20 protein-coding genes are annotated in these 22,498 nt (G+C 56.5%); 10 read left to right on the top strand and 10 right to left on the bottom strand.

The genetic code is table 11. The annotated features are described in order from the left end of the window. Nucleotides 1-21: 21 nt before the first annotated feature. Genes INF58_RS07660 through INF58_RS07650 form a run of 3 tightly spaced genes read right to left on the bottom strand, consistent with a single transcriptional unit; the run spans nt 22 to nt 915 of the window. Nucleotides 22-204 (bottom strand): DUF1869 domain-containing protein, encoded by a 183-nt coding sequence (locus INF58_RS07660; RefSeq protein WP_063449914.1) that lies wholly within the window; start codon nt 202-204, stop codon nt 22-24. Nucleotides 205-207: 3 nt separating this feature from the next. Beyond that, nucleotides 208-561, bottom strand: a complete 354-nt coding sequence (locus tag INF58_RS07655) for a DUF1971 domain-containing protein (protein ID WP_003856958.1) — start codon at nt 559-561, stop codon at nt 208-210. A 27-nt stretch (nt 562-588) separates the two neighbouring features. Continuing rightward, complete coding sequence (locus tag INF58_RS07650) at nt 589-915, bottom strand: DUF1971 domain-containing protein (RefSeq protein ID WP_193527429.1); 327 nt, start codon at nt 913-915, stop codon at nt 589-591. 243 nt (nt 916-1,158) lie between these two features. Here INF58_RS07650 and INF58_RS07645 point away from each other — a divergent pair, with 243 nt between their 5' ends. Both INF58_RS07645 and INF58_RS07640 read left to right on the top strand, forming a co-directional pair. After that, on the top strand, nt 1,159-1,332 hold the full coding sequence (locus INF58_RS07645) for a GhoT/OrtT family toxin (protein ID WP_032670341.1): 174 nt from the start codon (nt 1,159-1,161) through the stop codon (nt 1,330-1,332). A gap of 85 nt (nt 1,333-1,417) precedes the next feature. Next, nucleotides 1,418-2,176 (top strand): alpha/beta fold hydrolase, encoded by a 759-nt coding sequence (locus tag INF58_RS07640; RefSeq protein WP_102751085.1) that lies wholly within the window; start codon nt 1,418-1,420, stop codon nt 2,174-2,176. A gap of 33 nt (nt 2,177-2,209) precedes the next feature. Here the strand turns inward: INF58_RS07640 and INF58_RS07635 are convergent, their stop codons facing one another. Genes INF58_RS07635 through INF58_RS07625 form a run of 3 tightly spaced genes read right to left on the bottom strand, consistent with a single transcriptional unit; the run spans nt 2,210 to nt 8,698 of the window. Further along, nucleotides 2,210-4,384, bottom strand: a complete 2,175-nt coding sequence (locus INF58_RS07635) for a virulence factor SrfC family protein (protein WP_193527428.1) — start codon at nt 4,382-4,384, stop codon at nt 2,210-2,212. Next, nucleotides 4,381-7,362, bottom strand: coding sequence for a virulence factor SrfB (locus tag INF58_RS07630; protein WP_193527427.1), 2,982 nt, complete (start codon nt 7,360-7,362; stop codon nt 4,381-4,383). The genes INF58_RS07635 and INF58_RS07630 overlap by 4 nt, the downstream gene beginning before the upstream one ends. A 4-nt stretch (nt 7,363-7,366) precedes the next feature. Next, on the bottom strand, nt 7,367-8,698 hold the full coding sequence (locus INF58_RS07625; RefSeq protein WP_193527426.1) for an SrfA family protein: 1,332 nt from the start codon (nt 8,696-8,698) through the stop codon (nt 7,367-7,369). Between the two features lie 282 nt (nt 8,699-8,980). Between INF58_RS07625 and INF58_RS07620 the strand changes: the two genes are divergently transcribed. Both INF58_RS07620 and INF58_RS07615 read left to right on the top strand, forming a co-directional pair. Further along, the gene (locus INF58_RS07620; RefSeq protein WP_193527425.1) at nt 8,981-10,579 is read left to right on the top strand and encodes an ABC transporter substrate-binding protein; all 1,599 of its coding nucleotides are present in this window, start codon (nt 8,981-8,983) and stop codon (nt 10,577-10,579) included. Between the two features lie 99 nt (nt 10,580-10,678). Beyond that, complete coding sequence (locus INF58_RS07615) at nt 10,679-10,912, top strand: YdcY family protein (protein ID WP_193527424.1); 234 nt, start codon at nt 10,679-10,681, stop codon at nt 10,910-10,912. A gap of 2 nt (nt 10,913-10,914) precedes the next feature. On the opposite strand, the gene INF58_RS07610 is transcribed toward INF58_RS07615, so the two are convergent. After that, nucleotides 10,915-11,364 (bottom strand): DMT family transporter, encoded by a 450-nt coding sequence (locus INF58_RS07610; protein WP_193527423.1) that lies wholly within the window; start codon nt 11,362-11,364, stop codon nt 10,915-10,917. Continuing rightward, a complete protein-coding gene (locus INF58_RS07605; protein ID WP_193527422.1) occupies nt 11,361-11,879 on the bottom strand; it encodes a GNAT family N-acetyltransferase in 519 nt (172 codons plus the stop codon). Before INF58_RS07605 ends, INF58_RS07610 begins: the two co-directional genes overlap by 4 nt. A gap of 148 nt (nt 11,880-12,027) precedes the next feature. Between INF58_RS07605 and INF58_RS07600 the strand changes: the two genes are divergently transcribed. From INF58_RS07600 to INF58_RS07590, 3 genes are all read left to right on the top strand, one after another. Further along, on the top strand, nt 12,028-12,603 hold the full coding sequence (locus INF58_RS07600) for an XRE family transcriptional regulator (RefSeq protein WP_063866635.1): 576 nt from the start codon (nt 12,028-12,030) through the stop codon (nt 12,601-12,603). Nucleotides 12,604-12,669: 66 nt separating this feature from the next. After that, nucleotides 12,670-13,704 (top strand): NADP-dependent oxidoreductase, encoded by a 1,035-nt coding sequence (locus INF58_RS07595; RefSeq protein ID WP_193527421.1) that lies wholly within the window; start codon nt 12,670-12,672, stop codon nt 13,702-13,704. A gap of 261 nt (nt 13,705-13,965) precedes the next feature. Next, nucleotides 13,966-14,634, top strand: a complete 669-nt coding sequence (locus INF58_RS07590; protein ID WP_063449925.1) for a GntR family transcriptional regulator — start codon at nt 13,966-13,968, stop codon at nt 14,632-14,634. A gap of 131 nt (nt 14,635-14,765) precedes the next feature. Here the strand turns inward: INF58_RS07590 and pqqU are convergent, their stop codons facing one another. Continuing rightward, the gene (gene pqqU, locus INF58_RS07585) at nt 14,766-16,883 is read right to left on the bottom strand and encodes a TonB-dependent receptor PqqU (protein ID WP_193527420.1); all 2,118 of its coding nucleotides are present in this window, start codon (nt 16,881-16,883) and stop codon (nt 14,766-14,768) included. Nucleotides 16,884-17,129: 246 nt separating this feature from the next. On the opposite strand from pqqU, the gene INF58_RS07580 reads away from it, so the two are divergent. Continuing rightward, on the top strand, nt 17,130-18,191 hold the full coding sequence (locus INF58_RS07580) for a YncE family protein (RefSeq protein ID WP_107535423.1): 1,062 nt from the start codon (nt 17,130-17,132) through the stop codon (nt 18,189-18,191). A gap of 92 nt (nt 18,192-18,283) precedes the next feature. Here INF58_RS07580 and ansP read toward each other — a convergent pair whose 3' ends face one another. After that, nucleotides 18,284-19,780: an L-asparagine permease gene (gene ansP / locus INF58_RS07575; RefSeq protein WP_193527419.1), complete on the bottom strand. Its 1,497-nt coding sequence runs from the start codon at nt 19,778-19,780 to the stop codon at nt 18,284-18,286. Nucleotides 19,781-20,362: 582 nt separating this feature from the next. Between ansP and INF58_RS07570 the strand changes: the two genes are divergently transcribed. Further along, on the top strand, nt 20,363-21,364 hold the full coding sequence (locus INF58_RS07570) for an MsnO8 family LLM class oxidoreductase (RefSeq protein ID WP_193527418.1): 1,002 nt from the start codon (nt 20,363-20,365) through the stop codon (nt 21,362-21,364). Further along, nucleotides 21,361-22,482 (top strand): amidohydrolase, encoded by a 1,122-nt coding sequence (locus tag INF58_RS07565; protein WP_193527417.1) that lies wholly within the window; start codon nt 21,361-21,363, stop codon nt 22,480-22,482. Before INF58_RS07570 ends, INF58_RS07565 begins: the two co-directional genes overlap by 4 nt. Nucleotides 22,483-22,498: the final 16 nt, after the last annotated feature.

Below are 22,498 nucleotides of genomic sequence, written 5' to 3'. Positions count from 1 at the left end.
CGCAGTGCCGGGCGATTGTGCCTACCAGCCACACACGTCGTGTTCATTTTCTGTATCGTAGGCGCGAACGGTATTCACCAGATCCTTGACGACATCTGCCGCGACATCCGGGATCAACAGCTCCATAGGCGCCTCTGTCTCATAATCTACCGACACGCCGTTGCTGTTGTTGGTGACGGTCACGGTATAGGTTGCCTTACCCATAACTTACTCCTTATGCGTGTTGACCACTTTACCGATACCCGCCCCGCTGAGCGTGACGGCAGGATCCGCGAAAAAGTCGATATTAAAGTAAGTATCGTCGGTCAATAGCTCAATGCGGTGCCATTTTTGCGGAGGGGAGATGCCAAAGGAACCGGCCTCAATCACCACTTCCAGATCGGGTTCGGTGGCATCGCCATCTGCAAAGCCAAAGTAACGCACCGCACCCTGCATAACGGACAAACGCCCGTACACGCCAGCTTTGGTGTTGTGATGGGTAAAAAGCGCTTTTGGGGCGGTCTCTTTATTCCAGAACGGGGTAGAGCGGGTGTGAACAAAGTTTTCAGGAATACGTAACATAATAGTTTCCTTCATGATATCGGGCGCTTAAAGGGACTTAAGCACCTCATGTTCAACAAAGAATTCAATATTGAACAGGGTGTCGTCGGTCATCAGCTCAATGTGATGCCATCTCTCTGGCGGGAAAACGCCGAAATGACCCGCCTCAATAACGAGTTCGCTGTCAGGCTCGGGCGTAAATTCATCAGCATAGCCCAGATAACGCACTGCGCCGTGCATCACCGACAGGCGCGGGTAAACGCCCGGACGCGTACCCGTATCAAGGTGGCGTTTAAAAATGCCGGCGGGGGCCGTTTCTTTGTTCCAGAAAGGTGTGGAACGGGTGTGAATGCAACTCTGTGGAATGCGTAGCATGTTTCCTCCCTTGAAAGCCTACTCTTATTAGACTGCTTTCTGAGGGAATGAATTTATCTAAAAGTGCATTTTATATGCATCTTATCAATAATAACCGTTTTGCTTTACCCGGCGTTGTTACACAAGATACTCAGTTGTTATTATCCTTAGTATTTAAGTGGTTATGATGTAATGAAAAAACTTGATCTGTGTCAACATATGACGCATATTGCGTGCGGTTATTTTTTGGCTCAGGTAAACAGAATGACGTTGTATCAAAAGATGTTGGTGTTCTACGCAATCATGGCCTCTGTCTGTGCCTTAATCACCTGGTTCCTGTCTAAAGATCGAAAACGTATTCGCCTGTTGAGCGCATTCCTGGTGGGCTCCACCTGGCCGATGAGCTTTCCTGTAGCCCTGTTGATCTCACTTTTCTGAAGCACGCTTCCAGAATTATCATCCAGACATAGCATTCCATAAATTGAGCCTGTATAAATATACAGTCATCATACATGGAGTGCTTATGAACAGTTTCTATTCACAGCAAGCAGGCTGTACCGTTCGCTGGCAAGATCTTCCCGGATTCGGTGATCCGGTTGTGTTTATCCACGGGTTGGGCTGTGCATCGTCGTATGAATATCCTCGTATTGTCTGTGATACCCGTTTCGGCGGGCGCAGAGCCATTCTGATCGATCTTCCCGGTAGCGGTTACAGTGACAAACCTGGCAACTACCGTTATCGCACAAGCGAACAGGCACAGGTGGTGGTTGAATTGTTAAACCATCTCGGTCTGGATAGGCTCTGGCTCTATGGTCATAGCATGGGCGGGAGTATCGCGATCGAAACGGCAACGCTATTGAAGTCGCGCGTGAAGGGCCTGATCGTGTCTGAACCCAATTTTCGTGCAGGTGGCGGGATGTTCAGCCGATCTATTGCGGCCCAAACCGAACAAGATTTTCTGGAGCAGGGATATGATGACCTGCTGCGGGCGGAAACGTCGGCGTGGGCGGGAAGCCTTCAAAGCAATGCCCCCTGGGCCGTCTGGCGCGGCGCAACGAGCCTCGTCGAGGGCATTAAACCTGACTGGGAACACCTGTTCTTGTCATTGAACTGCCCGATAAGGTTAATTTTTGGTGAGAGGTCTCTGCCAGATGAAGATTTTAATCGCCTGCAACAAAAAGGCGTTCCGGTAAAAATTATCCCCGATGCGGGCCATTCAATGTCCTGGGAAAATCCCTCCGCGTTGGCTCAGGCTTTGTCTGACTTTCTGAGCGGAGCATGAATGGGCAGCCCGCACTTAAGCGGGCTGCAATGATTAAGACAACAGGGCAGACAGTGCTTTGCGCGCGGCAGGCTGAACGTCATACGGACACTGATAATCCACGTTTTCAATGGCGCGGGTGTAGAGCGCAACCAGCCAGTCATAAACGTAAGCTGTCGCCGCATGAATAGGCTGCTCACCCAACCGGGTGAGGCGGGGTGAGGCGCTGCTCACCACCGGCGTCACAAAAATGGCCTGACCTTTGCGGATCCGGCTTGCAGGCCGTTCAGCGACGGGAGTCAGTTCATATCCAAGCCAGCCAATGAAATTGCCTATCGCGGCGTGCAGCTGTGCGCCACTGCTTTTATCTGTTTCTACAATACGTTGCAGTTGCAGCGGCAGGTTAAGCCGGTAACTGGTGACGATCAGCACATCGGCAATCTGCTGTAATACGCCTGCGTCCAGGCCCAGCCGGGCAGCCGCCGCGTCGTTGCGACTCCATTGACGAAGATGGTTAACCCATACGCTATGGGCCATTCGCGCCTTGTCCTTGGTCTGCAACACGCCAGGATTTTCCTGCGCCTCTTCCGCAAACAGATCGATAACGTCGTTAAACAGGCCGTTGACCTGTTCCTCACGAGGCTGGTGAACCGTCAGCAGCGTCTCAAACGCTTTTAACGGCGGCAGAAGCCCTTCAAGCAGTTCACCGTGACGAGCGGCGCTGCCTTGCAGCGTTCGAACCATTTTTTCGGCCTGAGCCCGCTCAGCTATTGGGTCGCGGGTAAGAGGGCCGATATACGGGCGCATCAGTGCCGACAGCGACTGTTGCAACACGCTTTTAAGCGTTTGAAGACGCTTCTGGCGCTGGGCCGGCAGGGTAGCCTGCGACAGCCATTCGATCACCCGCTGCATGCTGTGGGAATCAAGTGCCTGGAGCGTGCCCCAGCGCAGACCCGGCTGGCCCAGCAACTGTTGCACCGCTTCGTCAAGGTTCTGCTTCGTGGTGAACCGCGCATCATGAGGGGTAATGGCCCAGACCAGCCCCGGCAATGCGGACTCTTCTACCGGCTGCGTCTCTTTAACCCAGTTTTGCAGGAGCCTGGCCGTTTTTGCCGTCTGCTGGTGGTGCGCTGTTGCGTTGCAGATAACGAGCACATCCGGCTGAATTTGCTGACGATAATGCTCCAGCAACCACTGGCATTTTGCCTGCGTCATCAGCGGCGTGTTTTCCTCAGTAATGGCCGGAATATCAATAATATCGACGTTATCGAGGGCGCAGCTCTCAACGGGCAGCACCAGTTCGCGTGTCAGACATGCCAGTACATCGACGGGCAGGCTAATGGCATTAAGCAGCTCGCCGTTATTGATCGGGTGAAGCAGGGTTTCCTGCGCTTCTGGTACGGTAAATGCCCCATGAGTCAGGAAACCTTCACACGGCAGGCCAAAGCTGTCCACCAGAAGACTCAACGGCGCGGCAAGCGCGCTGGCATGGCCGGTTTGATGCAGCACATGGGCGAGTTTAAGCCACTGCTGGGTTAACTCCTGTTGCTCACCCCACAGCAGGGACCAGACGCTGGCGCGCGTGCTGAGATCCAGCGACGGGATCAGCAGGGCAAACTGATGCCACAGGGCATCGTCAATCTGCTGCTTAGCAGCCGGGAACCTGCTCTGCCAGAAACGGGCAATGGTCGCCACTTCCTGTTCGGTCATTCCCGGCACGCTCTGCGGTTGACGCAGCGCACGCCATTTTTCAAGCCGGGCTTCAATCACGGACTTATCCACCGCGCGGATCTGCGTATCCAACGTGGTGCGCGCGATAAACAGCTGCACCAGCTCGGCCTCCGTCACCAGGCTCAGGCGCAGCGGAAACGCCTCATCGGCAATCTCGCCGGACGACCTGCTGAAACGAACGGCCATGTTGGTTGGCGCATGTCCCGGATTGATATGCGAGAAATAATCGAACGTGCGTTGACCCGGCGTGACGTTCAGCCGTTCGTCGCCGCTGCCGCACAGGGAGGCCAGCAGGTGTGCTTTCGCCGTCTGCGAGTGGCCGTATAAGCCAATGCTGCTCCGGCTGACAAGGGCGCGATCGAGCGCCTCTTCGCGCGCGCGGGCTGCGTTAAGGCGGGCAAGCAGGGCGTCGGCGTCGTTATCCAGCATCGGGGCGTGCTGTCGCGTCTCGTTGATCCACCCGATTAAGGCCTGGGTGGTGGCAGTCGTCCCGTTCATTTGAGGTATACGCTCCCGCTGTCGATCCAGTAATGGCTGCCGCTGTGTCGGCGATCGGCCAGAGTATTCAGTTTAAACGTCAGGGCATCCGGCGGCACGGGCGTGCCGTCCTGGAGCCAGGCGTCGCTCAGCTCGAACGATTCCGGGCCTTCCTGCCTGTTGCCGCCACGCAGCTTCAGGCGCACGTTCAGCACGCCGTCGCCCGCAATGGCTTTCGCCAGCTCGGCAGAGTTGATGCTCAGGGTGTAAAGCGGCGTGGCGGGCCAGCGGGCATTGGCCAGCTGCCGGAAGCCGAGCGTGACGTTACCACGCAGCGGGAAGTGCAGCCGGGCGTCCAGTTTCGCGCCGGGTTTATCGAGGTCGATGTCGTGATACCAGACGTTCTCGTCCCGCAGGGTATTGATCGTGTTATCCAGCACCCCCAGATAACGCACCGTAGAGTACGCGCCAATATCGGCCGCTTTGAAGTTGAAGCGCGGCAGACGAAGATCCAGCGCCAGGCTACAGAGCATCGCCCCCACGGCGGCGGTGGATTTCGGGTTGCCGATCCGTCCCTGCTGGCTGAACGGATACCATTCATGAACCTGGTATTTATCCAGCCAGACGATACGGTTGACGGGCACCGGTTGCAGGTGGCGAATCAGGGCCTGAACGCCCGGCAGGCAGCCCGGCCGTCCCGTGATCAGCAGAATATCGCAGCTGTAGTGAGAGATTGCTTCGCATACCGCATGAAGCGGGGCGGCGAGCGTGAACTGCCCCGCCAGCATGGCGTCCTGCATCTCCCGGAAACTGACGTGCAGCGGCACGCTGAACAGATCAAAGTGCTCTGAGCCAGCAGGCAACGCATGGTCGATCGCCTGCTGGAGATAATTCATCACGTTACGCGTAGGTTTTTGGGTCAGCAGATCGCCAAAAGTGGCGTGCAGCCCGGCCAGCGGATCGTCAATATCGCTCGATTCCCACGCCGCCAGGATCGCGTGACCGATCGGCATAAACAGCTGAAGCGCCGTTTGCTGGCGCAATACTGCCTGGGTATCAATCCGCCCGGAGTCGCCGAACAGGGACGCCATCAGCAGGGAGGCATCGGCTATGCCGGATTTCTGAAGCTGGGTTTGCAGCGCGGGCAGTACGTAGCGCTGGATCACGTCCAGCAGCGTATCATCGCCGGCTACCTTGAACCCTTCGCGGAACAGCAGCTGCGGGGTAATTTTGACGTTATTACCGGAGCCATCATCGAGCTGATAGTGCGTGATGGCCATATCCGTCGTGCCGCCGCCGATATCGATAGAGGCAACGCGCAGCGCGCGCCCCGGCTCGACGCCCGGCTCAGGCGCGCGATCCGGACGGGCGAGGGAGGCGAAAAACGCTTCGGTCTGGCCGCCGAAGTGGGAAATGGCTTCGTTATACAGCCACACCAGTTGGCCGCAGCTGGCTTCGTCCCACTCCATCTGGATCTCAGGAACCGGAACCACGCTTTTTTCCTGCTGCTTCCGGCTGGCAAAATCTTCATCCTGCGGATGCCAGCCCATCGCTTTCCAGACGATGGCAATGGCTTCAAACATGCGGCGACGGAAGATCTCGCGCTCCTGTTTCGGCATTGCCGAGGGCAGGGTGAGGATCAGCGTACGCAGCTGGCGTGGAGAGGCCGGGAAGCCGAGCCGCAGGCGCGTGGCAACGCTGTTAATCTGGCCAAGCGCCTGCGCCAGCAGCTCACAGAGCATGTGCGTCATCAGGGTGCTGCGGCTGTACTGCGGAGAGAAGACCGGCAGGCGCTCATCCTGCGGTAGCGTGAAGAGCGGTTCCCCGTCGTCGTTCATCAGGTTCATCAGCGGAAACGCGGTCGCCAGCGGTTCGCGTTGAGTTTTGCTGTTCATCTGGCTGAAGCGCCAGTCCTGCACGACCGGCGTTTCGTCCCACAGGTAGCGACGGGGGCTGGAGATCCCGCTATTGCCTTCAGTGCCCAGACGCTGCATCGCCAGCTTACGCGCTTCATCACCCACGCGGACAATAGATGGCCAGACGAACGCATCCTCACGGCCGCTTTCCACCGAGAAGTGTTGCTTACCGAAACGCGCTTCAGAAAATTCGAGACGGCTTGTAAACAGCGGCTCATTCAGGAACTGCGGCTCGCTCAGAGAGCGCACCTGGAGTTCAGCCGTCTGGCGCAGGCCGTCATTGGCATCACCATGATCTTCAATAATCACGCCGCAGGTGTGGGTGTTACCAACGTCAAGGATCAGATCGACAGGAATGGCAGGGGTGCTCAGGGTGTGGGTAACAAACTTCACTTCCGGCACAGTCAGTTGTTCACCGAGCATGGAGAGCAGGTTGAGCCAGTGCGCCTGATACTCAAAGCTGCGCATGGCCTGATGCAGCTCGCGTTCAGATCGTTTTTCAACTCCGTCGGCAAACTGCGTGAAGGCTTCGCGCAGCCAGCCGTCAATCCAGGTCTGGTCGAGAAAACTCTCAACTTCATTGTCGCGCCAGGCGAGTGCGAAACGCGTCCCGTTCAGGATATCGTTTTCAATCGGCGACAGCGCGGACGTTGCATGCTCTGCAATCTGGCTGTCGAGGGCGATGGTGACGCGGTGCGTGTTGCCAGCCGCGTCGGGTGTGGAAAGCTTTCGCACCTGGACGCGGGCCCAGTTGTCCGGGCCATCAACAAACGTCCGCGGCGGATTAAAGCGCAGGAAAGGAAGCGGCAGCCAGACGCCGTCCAGCACGGTCAATGAGTCGTGCAGTGGAATTGTGCTTTCAGGCTTGACCACTTCCGGCTGCCCGCCATCGGCGGCAGGCAGCGTGTACCGACCGTTAACCAGATCAAAATCCAGACGCAGCAGCGGGCCATTTGCCGTTTTACGCACGAAACGCCCATTGCTTGCGGTGTCCTGCGGCGTCAGGCCAAAATCGAGGAACTGTACGCCGCTGTTAGCAATCAGCGTAACGCTCTGTTTATAGTCGCAAAGATTAACCAGCATAGGATCAGACACCTGCTTTCTTGAACGTCAAAGGAACGACGGTGTTGGCATCGTAACGTGCGGTGCATTCCGCCACATCGCTGGCACCCGCCTTACAGGTCACTTCCGGCATCGGATACCGTGAGCCGTCGGTGCAACGTGCGTTGCCGCGCGTTTTGATCAACAGCTCGCCGTTGCTGTGTAATCCGGAGAAGACGTCCACGCGGCAGACAATATTGTCGCCATGCACGACCCGGGCGAAACCTTTGTTGTTCTGGATCTGATAGCGCAGCGATGGCGGTTTGCCGGTGAGCGGGTCCTGCACATCGAGAAACGCGCGCCAGGTACCGTTCAGGAAACGCGTTAATCCGGCCTTGACCTGGTTTGCCTCCATCACCATTGCATCTTTCGGTATCGCGGTAATGACCACAGGCTCAGCCGCCGGGGCAGGCGCTTTTACCTTCGGCTCTACCACTTCGGCCTGGTGCAGCGGGAGTTTTAACTCAAGCGGCTCCACCGTCTTAACCGGGACCGGCGCAATCGCCACGGGGGCTGGTGCAGGCGTGGCGGCCGGCACCGCGGTCGCGGCCTGTTTTGGCCACAGCAGCGGGGTGGCAATGGCCGCAACGATGACCGCGGCAACCGGCAGTAGCCACAGAGGGGAGCGACGCTTTTTCTGCACGACCGTCGGTGCGGGCTCTGGCGGCTCGACGTTCATGCGCACCGGCTCTGGCGTATAGAGTTCATCTTCGGTGATACGGACGGTAGCCGCAGGCGTGATAAGCGGGGCATCGGCCTGCTCAAAGGTCACCGCCGGGGCGGGTTCTGGCTCAGGTTCAGGTTCGACAATCACCTCTGGCTCAGGCTCAGGGATCAACGATTCGCGCAGGCAGTCCAGCACGTCATCGCGCGCATTCTCGTTAAGATTGACGAAACCCCAGAAGCAGATCACCGGCTTGCCATCGACGAGATAGACAAAGTTTTCCCCGGGAAACTGGAAGGCTTTTGAAAGCAGTGAGCCAAACAGCTGCTGCGCCGTTTTCGGTGACTGGAGGCATTTTTTACTCAGCGACTCCACGCTGGCAAGCGTGTTTTCCAGATAGCGCAGGGCACGAAAGCGATCGTCTTCGTCCGCCGCCTTCCAGCTGGAGACCGAGCCCTCAACCGGGGAGTACCAGTCAACGCGGTCGGCGCCGTCATTGACCTGAGGAATGGCCAGACAATCGACGATAGCCTGCTGTTTGCGCAACCGAAGCGCTTCCCGAATTTGCAGGGCTGATTCAAAAACGGCCTGTCCGCCGCCGCCAACGGCCTGAAAATCATCCAGATTGCCGCTGCGTAAAAGTGTTTTTGCCACGATTTGGTCCTGTAGACTTTTTCACGCCGTTACTTTAGCTAAACGCGATTGCAAACAAACGGCTGAGGAGACGGCAAAAGGGACGATTTCTTGCGGCATTGATCGGGACGGTTGTGCTTGACGACTAACGCACCTTAAGGCAAATCGTTTTTCGTGGGCTGGTGCTTAAACCAGCGAAAAGTGCGGCTTTAGAATAACCTGATAGTGATTCGTTATTTGTCAGGTTATATCGCCTGTGCTGTTATTACTGTCCACTATAATAAAACCGAAAGGGTAATAACCATGTCTACAGGGAAAACCGTGCTCGCCCTCGCGCTGAGCGCGCTGCTGCCGGCAAGTGCCGCATGGGCGGCAAACAAAGACACCATTATCTACTGCTCCGAAGCGTCACCGGAGTCGTTTAACCCGCAAATCGCCAGTTCTGGACCCTCGTTTGTCGCCAGTTCGCAAACGCTGTATAACCGTCTGATTAACTTCGATCCGGTGAAGAATACCCCCGTGCCTTCGCTCGCCGAGTCGTGGACCATTTCACCCGATGGCAAAACCTATACTTTTACCCTGCGAAAAGGGGTGAAGTTCAACAGCAATAAATTCTTTAAACCGACGCGCGACTTCAATGCCGATGACGTTATTTTCTCGGTCATGCGTCAGAAAGACCCTAAGCATCCGTATCACAACGTATCCCAGGGTAATTACGAATACTTTAATGACGTGGGCCTCGACAAGCTCATTCAGGATGTGAAAAAGATCGACGATTACCACGTTCAGTTCACGCTGAGTGAACCCAACGCGGCATTTCTGGCCGACTGGGGAATGGACTTTGCCTCAATCCTCTCCGCCGAATACGCGGATGCGATGCTGAAAAAAGGCACGCCTGAAAATGTGGACACCTGGCCAATCGGCACCGGGCCCTATGTGCTTCAGCAGTACAAGGTGGACTCGCTGATCCGCTACGTCGCCAACCCAAACTACTGGGACGGTGAAGTCCCGACCAAACACCTGATCTTCTCCATCACGCCAAACGTGGAAACCCGTCTGGCGAAGCTGCAAACCAACGAGTGCCAGATCGTTCCTGCGCCGTCGCCCGTGCAGTTTGAAGTGATTAAGAAAAACAAAGACCTGACGCTGCACTCGGTGGACGCGCTGAACGTGGGATATCTGGCGTTTAACACAGAGAAAAAACCGTTTGATAATGTGTTGGTACGCCAGGCCCTGAACTATGCGACGGACAAAAAGGCCATCGTGAACGCGGTCTTTATGGGATCTGGCACGGTAGCCAAATCGCCGATCCCGCCGAACATGCTCGGCTTTAATAAAGTCCTGAAGGATTACGACTACGATCCGGAAAAAGCAAAAGCCCTGCTTAAGCAGGCGGGTCTGGAGAAGGGCGCGGAGGTCACGCTCTGGTCGATGCCGGTTCAGCGTCCGTACAACCCGAACTCCCGGCGTATAGCGGAGATGATCCAGGCCGACTGGGCGAAAGTGGGCGTGAAGGCAAAAATTGTGTCTTACGAGTGGGGTGAGTACCTCTCCGGCATGCGTAAAGGCGAGCATGATTCCGCGCTGTTCGGCTGGATGTCCGACAACGGCGATCCGGATAACTTCGCTGACGTACTGCTGGGTTGTAACAGCATTAAAACCGGATCCAACGCCGCGCGCTGGTGTGATAAGGGGTATGATGAGCTTGTGCAAAAGGCTAAGCTGACCAGCACCCCGGAAGAACGCGCGAAGCTGTACGGCCAGGCGCAGGAGATTTTCTACCAGCAGGCGCCGTGGATTGCGTTAGCTAACGGCAAAACGTTCTACGCGACCCGCAGCAACGTGACGGGTTACAGCGTGAGTCTGATGGGCAGTGATTTTTCGAAAGCGAAGCTGAACTGATCGTATTATTGCCGGGTGGCGCCAGGGTTTCCCGGCCTACATTCAGCACCCGTAGGCCCGGTACGCCTGGCACCACCGAATACGTTAAAAGGAGTGACAATGTCACATTTAAACGATGTTATCGCGCGTGTTGATGCCGCCATCGAAGGGAGCGTCATTACCCACATGAATGAACTGCTGATCGCATTAAGCGATGATGCAGAGCTGAGCCGTGAAGATCGCTATACCCAGCAGCAGCGCCTGCGCACCGCGATTTCACATCACGGTAAGCAACACAAAGAAGAAGCGGAGGCGCGCCATGCCCACCTTACGCAGGGCGGGACTATTCTGTAGGGTTAAAACTGGCGCCGCGCCACCAGCCAGGCGCCGACCACCAGCAACACTGCGCCGCAGACCGGGCCAACCAGCGCGCGCAGCGGGACGCCGTGGCTTTTAAGGATGTCCATCACCAGGCCGCCAATTAGCTGGCTTGCCACCAGTACGGCAATCGTCGTTGCCGCGCCCACGTTCTGATACCCGCTAATACTGGCAAAGACAAAAAACGAGCCCAGCAGCCCGGGGATCAACGTCCACCAGCGCACCGTTGACGCCAGTTCGCTAACCCCCGTCAGGCCATTTTTCACCAGCAGGATGCTGACAAACAGCACGATCCCCACCAGCGAATTGAGCAGCATGGCGATAAGAATGGTGGAGGAGGATTGCGTAATGCGCACCATCAGGGTGTTCTGCACTACCAGCCCAATCCCGGCGGCTACCAGAAACGCTAAGGTCAACGATTGATTCATGGCAGAGCATCCGGATCGCTGCGCTCATCAAGCTGGAGCTGCATAAAGGTTAAATCCAGCCAGCGGCCAAATTTGGTGCCCACCTGCGGCATATTTCCGGTAGCAATAAAGCCCAGAGTGTTGTGCAGATGAATGGACGCCTGGTTCTGGGCCTCAATCCCGGCAACCATCACATGCTTACCGATCTGGCGGGCTTCCTTAATTAATTCCTTCATCAGCAGCCGACCAATGCCTTTGCCCTGATGATCCGGATGAACGTACACCGAGTGCTCCACCGTATGACGAAAACCGTCGAATGCCCGCCAGTCGCCGAATGAGGCGTATCCCGTCACCACACCGTCTTCTTCACTGACCAGTACCGGATAACCCACCATCGTACGCGCCTCAAACCATGCGATACGGTTATCGGTGTCGACGGTTTTATCGTTCCAGATGGCGGCGGTGTGCAGTACCGCATGGTTATAAATTTCAGCGATAGCGGCACAATCTTCTTTGCAGGCATGACGAACGATCATGGTTAACCTCTGGCTGTGTTGTTCACTATAGTAGTACGATCCACTCACAATATTACACAGTTCTTGTATTGCACCGCTACGACAAAATCCCTATTTTTTTACCGCCAGACCGCCCAGAGAGAGCATCCATACACTATAGTATGACGTCATGAACACAATAACAGACAATATGAATCAACGGATTAGCGCCCGTATCCGCCTGGAACGCGAGTCCCGGGGCTGGTCTATAAGCGAACTGGCCGAACGGGCGGGGATTTCGCGCGCCATGATCCACAAGATTGAGCGGGGCGACAGTAGCCCAACGGCGACGCTGCTTGCCCGTCTTTCCGGTGCCTTCGGTATCAGCATGTCAACGCTCATCGCGCGCGCGGAAATGCAGGAGGGCAAGCTGTTACGTCTGGCGAACCAGCCCGTGTGGCGCGATCCGCAAACCCACTATGTGCGTCGCCACGTGTCGCCGCGCACCGATCTGCCTATCGATCTTGTCCAGGTCGAACTGCCCGCGGGCAGCGATGTGCCAATGCCTGCCTCCTCCTATGCGCTGGCGCGACAGCTGATCTGGTTGCAGTCCGGTGAACTGGTCTTTCTGGAGGGGGACACCCGCCATGAAATGAAGGCCGGAGATTGTCTGGAACTCGGGCCGCCGAACGACTGCCGGTTTATCAACGAAACGGATGAACCGTGCCTTTATCTGGTCGTGCGGCTTAATCAGTCCGGCTCATAATGCAAAAGCGATCCGCAGCATAACGTGCCAGGCTTGAATGACATTTTCAGCAGTAAGGAGAGATGAATGAGTCAATCTACTACGCAAAACCGACGCTGGGTACTGGCCTCCCGTCCGCACGGCGCGCCGGTCGCCGATAACTTCCGCTTAGAAGAACAGCCTATCCCCACGCCCGCAGAGGGCCAGGTATTGTTACGCACCGTATGGCTCTCGCTGGATCCGTATATGCGAGGCCGCATGAGCGATGCGCCATCCTATTCACCTCCGGTCGAGATTGGTGCCGTGATGGTGGGCGGTACGGTAAGCCGCGTCGAGACGTCCCGCCATCCTGATTATAAAGAAGGTGAATGGGTTCTGGGTTACAGCGGCTGGCAGGACTATGAACTGTCGGACGGGAAGGGGCTGGTGAAACTGGGCGAAAACCCGTCGCACCCTTCATGGTCACTCGGCGTGCTGGGAATGCCGGGCTTCACCGCATATATGGGGCTGCTCGATATCGGCCAGCCTCAGGCGGGGGAAACGCTCGTCGTGGCCGCAGCCACGGGGCCGGTAGGCGCAACGGTGGGGCAGATCGGTAAAATCAAAGGGTGCCGGGTCATCGGCGTGGCCGGCGGTGAGGAAAAATGCCGTCATGCGGTTGATGTGCTCGGTTTCGACGCCTGTCTGGATCACCGTGCGGACGATTTTGCTGAACAACTGGCGAAAGCCTGCCCGCAGGGCATTGACGTTTATTACGAAAACGTCGGCGGTAAAGTCTTTGACGCCGTGCTTCCGCTACTGAATACCTCCGCGCGCGTACCGGTTTGTGGACTGGTCAGCGGCTACAACGCGACCAACCTGCCGGAGGGTCCGGACCGGTTACCGCTGCTGATGGGAACCATCCTGAAAAAACGCATCCGCATGCAGGGCTTTATTATCGCTCAGGACTATGGTGATCGTATCGACGAGTTCCAGCAAGAAATGGGCCGCTGGGTGCAGGAAGGCAAAATTCACTATCGCGAGCAGGTTACGGAAGGGCTGGAAGCGGCCCCTGACGCGCTGATTGGGCTGCTTGAAGGGAAAAACTTCGGCAAAGTCGTGATCCGCGTGGCGGCAGACTAATCAGGGCATCGGTTATGGCGGACGGGGTCCGCCATAATTATTTGTGCAGATACGATATATTGTCTTTAATTAACCCATAAGCTTTGCGCGCCTTCGGCCCAGCTGAGCCATAAGTAGTAAACGCACTATTATTTGAACGATTTTTTATTTTAACGCGCGCCCAACTTACCAGGCATGACGATACAGGATTATATCGAACCGGCGATGTTTTTTTAAACAGTCGCCGAAAATGGCATTTTGTTTTGGCTACGGGAATTTGACATGCTTGATTTGGATAATTTGGAAAAAGCACAAAGAATCAGTCTGACTATGCAAGTTGAGAACAGTTTAAAGGGAGCGTTAATTACGGGCTCATTAAAACCTGGGGCTCGACTCATCACCAAAGAGATTGCGGATAAATTAGGCACCAGCATCACGCCGGTGCGCGAGGCCCTGCTGCGCCTGGTGTCGGCGGGCGCCTTACAGGCCACACCTGCGCAGGCGTTTTTGGTCCCGGAAGTCACGCTGGAACGGTATAACGAAATTAACGCCATCAGAAAGCAGCTTGAGCCGATGGCCGTTGCGGCGGCGTGCCAGAATATGACCGACACCAAACTGGATGCACTACGTGCGCTGGCTGATAATTTCAGCACCGCCATGCATCAGGGCGATGTGCAGAAAGCGATTCAGGCCAACCGCGTGTTCCGGTTTACCCTCTATCAATATGCCGAGATGCCGACCCTGAACTCGCTGATCGAGCAGCTGTGGGTACGGATAGGGCCGTGTATCAACTACCTGCATGAAGAGCTGAGTGACGTGCCCGCAGAGACCTATCATTATGACGATCTGCTTTCTGCGCTTGAGAAAAGGGATGTGGCGGCCAGCCGGGAAGCGATCGATAAAGCCATCGACGAAGCCAATATTCTTCTGCAACGACAGTACTACAGTTAAGGCGCTTTCTGGCAGACTTAGCTGTTTATACCTGTTTAACATTTCCTGAATGAATTCCCGGCGCATCAGGCAACCGGGAATAATGTTATTTTTTTAATTTTCACCGGCAACGCGCGCTGCCGGAGACTGTTTTATTCAAAACGATATGAGACCGACAGGCCCATGCCATAGTTACGACCAGGGGCAGGTTCGTAATACCGGTTGTAGCCAGCGTTAACAATCTCTGAACCGGCGTACTCTTTATCGAACAGGTTATCGACGCGACCAAAGATGTCCATTCCCCATTTGCCGTAATTGAGCTTATACCCGGTATTCAGACCGACCACGGTATAAGAGGGCGCTTTGGCGGTGTTAGTATCGTTTGCCATAACGTCGCTCATGTAGCGTGCATCTGCACCCGCGTACCAGCCTTCCTCCGGCTCCCAGCCAAACGATGCATACCCCATGTTACGGGCAATACCCGGCATTCGGTTGCCGCTACAGTCTGCATTACTACAGACGTTAGTACGGTAGGTGGCATCAAGATAGGTCCACGCCATTTTCAGCTTCCAGTTCTCAGCAAACTGCTGATCGAGCGCAATTTCCACACCCTGTCGGCGCGTTTTTCCCGCATTTTTGTAGGTGGTGCGGCCATTTTTGCTTTCGTCGACCACGATCTCATTGTCGGTGTCCGTACGGAACAGCGCTGCCGTCAGGATGCCATTGCCGATGCGGGTTTTGCTGCCGATCTCATAGGTATTGTTGGTTGACGGTTGCAGGTTGATATTGAGGCCACCTTTCCCATCAGAGCGATAGGAGAGTTCGTTGATGGTTGGGGTCTCAAATCCGCGTCCCGCTGCGGCATACAGGTTCCATGCGTCGGTCACAGCGTATTTCACTGCACCTGCCGGAAGCCATTTATGGTAGCTGGCGTCGCCGCTGTCATCGCCGTTTTGCTGCGTGATGTAACGATCGTTGGAGTCAAACCAGACGGAGCTGTACCGCACGCCCGCCTCAACGGACAGTTTTTGCGTTAGCTGCCACTGGGTTTGCAGGTAAGGATCCAGGTTCCACATCAGGTTACGTTCGTCCCGGCGTTTGTTGCCCTTCACGCCAAGTTCCGGCACGCCGTTGTCCATCACGAAGTTTTCATACCCGCGACGATTTTCACTCATGTTTTCGTAGTTAAGGCCGGTAGTAAAGGTCACCGGCACCAGCAGCTCGCCCCGGTGTGTCCAGCGCGTATCAATACCCTGATAGTGGCGCTGCATATCAATCACGCCGCCCGCATGCGCAGGGTTTGCTGTCTGCGTGGTAGCAGGAATGGACTGGTACTGGGTCATTTCACGCTCACCGGCATACATCATCAAGCTGAGGTCGTCCTGCTCGCTCAGCTGACGGTCGTAGCGGAGCCCGGCCTGGGTCTGCTTAATGGTCTTGCGCGTGTTGTACTGATCGCCGCGGGGTGACTGACGCGGGTTGTTCTGCCACTCCTGATAGCTCAGTCCGCCCGGATCGTTGGCTTTCATGTCCACGCTGTTAAAAATCAGCGTCAGCTTGCTGACGTCATCAATGCGGACACCCAGTTTCGCGTTGGCGAGGTTCTTTCGTGCGCCGCTGTGATCGCGATAGCCCTGGGTGGTGAAACGGGTGGTGGATACGGCGTAGTCCACGTCTCCCGCCTGCGTACCGTCGCCCACCGCGCCGGTGGCCTTCAAGCCGTAACGCCAGGTGCCGTAGCTGCCGTAATAGCTGCTGGCCTCAACGGTGGCCGGCTGCTGTCCGGTCTGGGTATTAATGTTGATCACGCCGCCGGAGGCATTGCCGTACAGGGCGGAGAAGGGGCCGCGCAGCACGTCGATGCTCTCTACGCTGCTGAGATCGATGTTTGACGTTTGCCCCTGGCCGTCGGGCATGGTCGCCGGAATGCCGTCCACGTACATGCGGATCCCACGTACGCCAAAGGTTGAGCGCGCGCCAAATCCGCGAACTGAAAGTTGCAGATCCTGGGCATAGTTCTGGCGATTCTGGATTTGCAGGCCAGGGACGCTCCCCAGAGATTCAGAGAGATTGATGCGCGGGGCGGCATGGCGCATGTCTTCACCCTGTACCACGCTGACTGCGGCTGGCGTATCCAGCTCGGAGACGGTTTGCGGCGTAGCGCTCACAATCAGGGTTTGTTCTTCTGCGGCCAACGCACTCAGCGGGCCAAAAGCGACGGGGACGAACAACAGTGGTAGCGATGCCCTGCGGGCAGAAATGATTTTCATGGAATAAACCGTTTAAGAAAAATTCGAACCAAATCAACTGGAACCTGTGTATATATGTTAAATCCTTTGTAAATCTTATGAAAACTATAACCGCACATTTCGTGAATGTAATGGAATGAGGGAAAGAAATACTCCACATTCAACTCATTAATGATTACTATTCTCATTAAAATAGCGGCAAAGCGATGACTTTGCCCCCTGGAAGCGATGTCAGCGGTATATCTCCTCATTTAAAAAGGAATTGTTATGTCTTTACGTCATCTGTGCTCGCCGCGCCTGCGTGGGTCTCTGCTGTTGGGTTCTTTACTGATCGCCGGTACGTTTCAGGCTCATGCTGCTGAAGAGATGCTGCGCAAAGCGGTAGGCAAGGGCGCGTATGAAATGGCCGTCAGCCAGCAGGAAAACGCGCTGTGGGTTGCGACGACTCAAAGCCGCAAAACCGATAAAGGCGGCGTGGTTTATCGCCTGGATCCGGTCACGCTGGAAGTGACGCAGGCGATTCATAACGATCTCAAGCCGTTTGGCGCCACGATCGATAAAGCCACCCAGACCCTGTGGTTCGGAAATACCGTCAACAGCGCCGTAACGGCCATTGACGCCAAAACGGGCGAGGTGAAAGGGCGCCTGGTGCTGGACGATCGCAAGCGTAGCGACACGGTGAAGCCTCTTCAGCCGCGCCAGCTGGTGGCCGATGACGCGACCAATACGGTGTACATTACCGGTATCGGTAAAGAAAGCGTGATTTGGGTGGTGGACGGCGCAACGCTGAAGTTGAAAGACACCATCACGAACACCGGCACGTTCAGCACCGGCCTGGCGCTGGATGCACAGGCAAAACGTCTGTACACCACCAATGCGGACGGCGAGCTGGTCACCATTGATACCGCGACCAATAAAATCCTCAGCCGTAAGAAGGTACAGGACGACGGTAAAGAGCACTTCTACCTGAACCTGAGCCTGGACACTGCCGGTCAGCGCGCGTTCCTGACGGATTCTAAACAGCCAGAAGTGCTGGTGGTGAGCCTGAAAGATGGCAGCGTGATGCAGAAAATCGCCGCGCCAGAATCGCTGGCCGTACTGTTTAACCCGGCACGCAATGAAGCCTACGTGACGCACCGCGAGGCAGGTAAAGTGAGCGTGATTGACGCGAAAACTTACAAAGTGACCAAAACCTACGATACGCCGGTTTACCCGAACAGCCTGGCGCTGTCAGCGGATGGCAAGACGCTGTACGTGACGGTGAAACAGAAGTCTACCCGCCAGCAGGAAGCAACCCAGCCTGACGATGTGATTCGTATTGCGCTCTGATGTGGGAATTGCCCGGTGGCGCTGCGCTTACCGGGCCTAAAAAACCAGGAAAAGTAGGCCGGGTATGGCGAAGCCGCCACCCGGCTTTTTTATTAACGCGACGTCTCTTCCACCAGCGGACCGTCCTGTTTGCCCTCTTCAGGATGAACCGGTGCAGTACTGTGAATTTCGTTCACGCGTTTACGCACGCCAAACCAGCCGGCAATCAGCAACACCGCCAGCAGCGGGATCGTCGCGATGGTGTAAGTACCGTTCGGGTAGTCGAACGCCATCAGCACCAGCACGCTCAGCAGGAACAGCAGGGTAAGCCAGGAGGTCACCGGCGCGCCCGGCAGCTTGAAGCTGACGTCAGCCGCTTTCCCTTCTTTGATCGCCTTACGCAGACGCATCTGACACACCACGATAAAGGCCCAGGAGGCGATGATGCCCAGCGCGGCGACGTTCAGTACGATCTCAAACACCTGAGACGGAACCAGATAGTTCAGGAACACGCCGAAGACGTACACCACCAGCGTGGCCAGAATACCCGCGTAAGGCACCTGCTGCTTGCTCATTTTCGACATAAACTTCGGCGCAGATCCGCCCATCGACATGGAGCGCAGAATACGGCCTGTTGAATAGAGGCCGGAGTTCAGGCTGGAGAGCGCAGCGGTCAATACCACGATGTTCATGATGCTGCCCACATACGGCACGCCCAGCTTAGAGAAGAAGGTCACAAACGGACTTTGACCCGCCTGGTACGCGTTCCATGGCAGCAGCAGTACAAGCAGCACCACGGAGCCAACGTAGAACAGGCCGATACGCCAGATTACGCTGTTGATCGCTTTTGGCACCATCATCTGCGGGTCTTTACATTCACCTGCCGCCGTACCGACCAGCTCAATGGAGGCAAAGGCGAACACCACGCCCTGCACCAGAACCAGGGCTGGCAGCAGGCCGTGCGGGAAGAAACCGCCGTTATCGGTTATCAGGTGGAAGCCGGTCGCGTTGCCGTCCAGCGGTTTACCGGTGCCGAGGAATACGGTACCGACCACCAGGAAGATCACGATGGCCAACACCTTCACCAGCGCGAACCAGAACTCCATCTCGGCGAACCACTTCACGCCAATCATGTTCATGGTCCCGACAATCGCCAGCGCCCCCAGAGCGAACACCCACTGTGGCACATCGCCAAACGCGCCCCAGTAGTGCATGTACAGCGCGACGGCGGTGATATCGACGATGCCTGTCATGGCCCAGTTTACGAAGTACATCCAGCCTGCGACATACGCGGCTTTTTCACCGAGAAACTCACGGGCGTAAGAGACAAAGCTGCCGCTGGAAGGGCGGTGAAGCACCAGCTCGCCCAGGGCACGAAGAATGAAGAAAGAGAAGATCCCGCACACCAGATAGACCAGGGCGAGAGCGGGGCCGGCCATTTGCAGACGTGCGCCTGCACCTAAAAACAGACCCGTACCGATAGCGCCGCCGATGGCGATCATCTGCACCTGACGGTTGCCCATCGCCTTGTGATAGCCCTCTTCGTGAGAGTTCAACCAGCGACGTTTCGCAGCATGATGATCGGCTGCGCTTTTATTGCTTGTTTTCATTGAGTTACCTGTTTGCCTGTCTGAACCATTAACGTGATAGTCCTGCCTGGCAGAGGCCGAAACAAACGATTGCTTCTGCGCAGACACATGCTGCCTTTCCAGTCATTCTGTGTATGGATAAGGCAAAACATGGCGAGGCATCCTACCCGCAATTGATAAGCGACGCAAAATATAACCGTGTCGAAAGTGATGCATGTCGAAGGAAATCGTGTGGTCAGAGCAGACGGGGATCGCAATGCGCTGAATCGTGGCGCTTTTTTAGGCAAAAAGGCCGGTGAACGCTGATTAATCCATCAGGTTTACTTGATAATTACTGCCAGGGAGAGATTATGAATGCCGCAGGGCTTCAATGAGCAATTTATAGGCGATAATGTCGATTACGACACTGGAAGACGGTACGGCACAGTAAAAACAATATATAGGCACCTGCGGAAGCGGTAACACTCATTACATCGCTCAAATCACTCCGTTGACAGATCCTCTATTTCCGTTTTCCGGCAATCCAAATGTAAATTAATTGTTTCTCAGAGGTGAAATCCGCCTTTAATAATGACGACATGTTAAGTCAAACGAGAACGCAACATGTCATGGCGAATCAGCATTCTGGATAAAAGCCCCGTCGCAGAACACGAAACCGCCGCCGATGCGCTGGCGCGCACCTTAACGCTGGCGCAGCAGGCGGAAACGTTGGGTTATCACCGCTTCTGGATTGCCGAACACCACAATACCCCGCAGCTTGCCAGCCCCTCGCCGGAACTGCTGATTGCCTGGATCCTCGGGCAAACAAAGCGTATTCGCGTGGGCTCAGGCGGCGTCATGCTGCAACATTACAGCCCCTATAAAGTCGCTGAAAACTTTAACGTACTGGCTGCCATCGCGCCGGGCCGGGTTGATCTGGGCGTCGGTAAAGCGCCCGGCGGTCTGCCGCTCTCTACCCGCGCGTTGCAGCGCGGCCTTAATCCGCTGGAGAAAGGCAGCTTTGCGGAACAACTGACGCAGCTCGATCGCTGGATCCGCCCTGAAAATCAGTCTGCGGAGGAGACGGTTCGCGCCACGCCTCTGCCTCCGGTACCTGCCCGGGGATTTCTGCTGGGCGCCAGCACCGAAAGCGCGCTGCTGGCGGCCTCCCTCGACTGGCGTTTTGTCTTTGCCGCACACCTGAACGGTGACCCTGAGCTGCTGCGCGAGGTGGTCACAGCCTGGCGTCAACACAGCGTCCGGGAGGTGATAGTGGCCGTGCAGGTGATTGTTGCCCCAACCCAGGCCGAGGCCGACGCGCTGGCGCAAAAGGTTGAAGTGTGGGGCGTGGCGCTGGCAAACGGGCAGCGCGTTACCGTGGCCAGCGAAGAACAGGCCTACGCCTTTGCGCGGCAGGCGGGCAGTGAACCGGTGCGCATCGCGCGTCGGGCGCAGTCTCTGCTGGCCGGAACGGCGGAATCGGTGCTTGAACAGCTCAATGCGCTGCATCAGCAGTGGGGCATTGACGAATTTATCATCGACACGCCGGTCGCTGACGGCGCAACGCGCGTGCAGTCCCTGCGACTGCTGGCCGAGGCGCGTCTTAACAGGGAGGTTACCGTATGAACTTCAGCGAACAGCTGATTGCCTGGCGCCGGGAGCTGCACCAGTACCCTGAGCTGTCCGGTCAGGAGGTCGAAACAACGGCCCGCCTGCGCGAGTGGCTGACGGCGGCCGGGATCGCCCCGCTGGATTACGATCTTCAGACCGGGCTGGTTACGGAGATAGGTCAAGGCAAGGCACTGATTGCGCTGCGCGCCGATATCGACGCGTTACCTATCGACGAGCGCAGCGGAGTGCCGTTCAGCTCCCGGCGTGCGGGAGTGATGCACGCCTGCGGTCACGACGTTCACACCAGCGTGATCCTCGGTGCCGCGTTAAAGCTGAAGGAGCGGGAAGCTTCGCTCAACGGTCGCGTGCGGATCCTGTTCCAGCCTGCGGAAGAAAATTTCGGCGGAGCGAAAAGCATGGTGCGGGCCGGGGCGTTACGCGACGTTCGCGCGATTTTCGGGATGCATAACGAGCCGTCACTGCCGGTTGGTGAATTTGCCACGCGCGGCGGCCCATTCTATGCCAACGTCGATCGCTTTGTTATTCACATCACCGGTAAAGGCGCGCACGCCGCACGCCCCCATGAAGGCAACGACGCCATCGTGCTGGCAAGCCAGCTGGTGACCGCGCTGCAAAGCGTCGCCAGCCGTAACGTTAACACGCTGGATTCAGTCGTGCTGAGCGTGACGCGCATCGCCGGCGGGAATACCTGGAACGTGCTGCCGGAAAGCGTTGAGCTGGAGGGCACGCTGCGCACGCACCGCATGGAAGTGCAGCAGAACGTAAAGGCACGCGTCGGTGAAATCGCCGCCGGATTCGCCAGCGCCTTTAGCGCGCAGATCAACATCACCTGGTACGCCGGACCCACCGCGCTGGTGAACGACGAGCACTGGGCCGGGTTTGCCACCTCGGTCGCGCGCGAGGCGGGGTATGAAACCCGTCATGCTGAACTGCACATGGGCGGAGAAGATTTTGCGGTCTATCTGCAAAACGTTCCCGGCGCGTTTGTCAGCATTGGCAGCAACAGCCCGTTTGGTTTACATCACCCGGCATTTAACCCTGACGAAGCATTAATTGAACCCGCTGCCCGCTATTTTGCACAGCTCGCGGAAAAAGCCCTGCAACACGTTTAATTTATTTGAGGTGAAT

The organism is Enterobacter cloacae complex sp. P24RS (assembly GCF_014982165.1).
Classification (GTDB): Bacteria; Pseudomonadota; Gammaproteobacteria; order Enterobacterales; family Enterobacteriaceae; genus Enterobacter; species Enterobacter quasihormaechei.
This window is presented reverse-complemented; position numbering and strand designations above follow the sequence as displayed.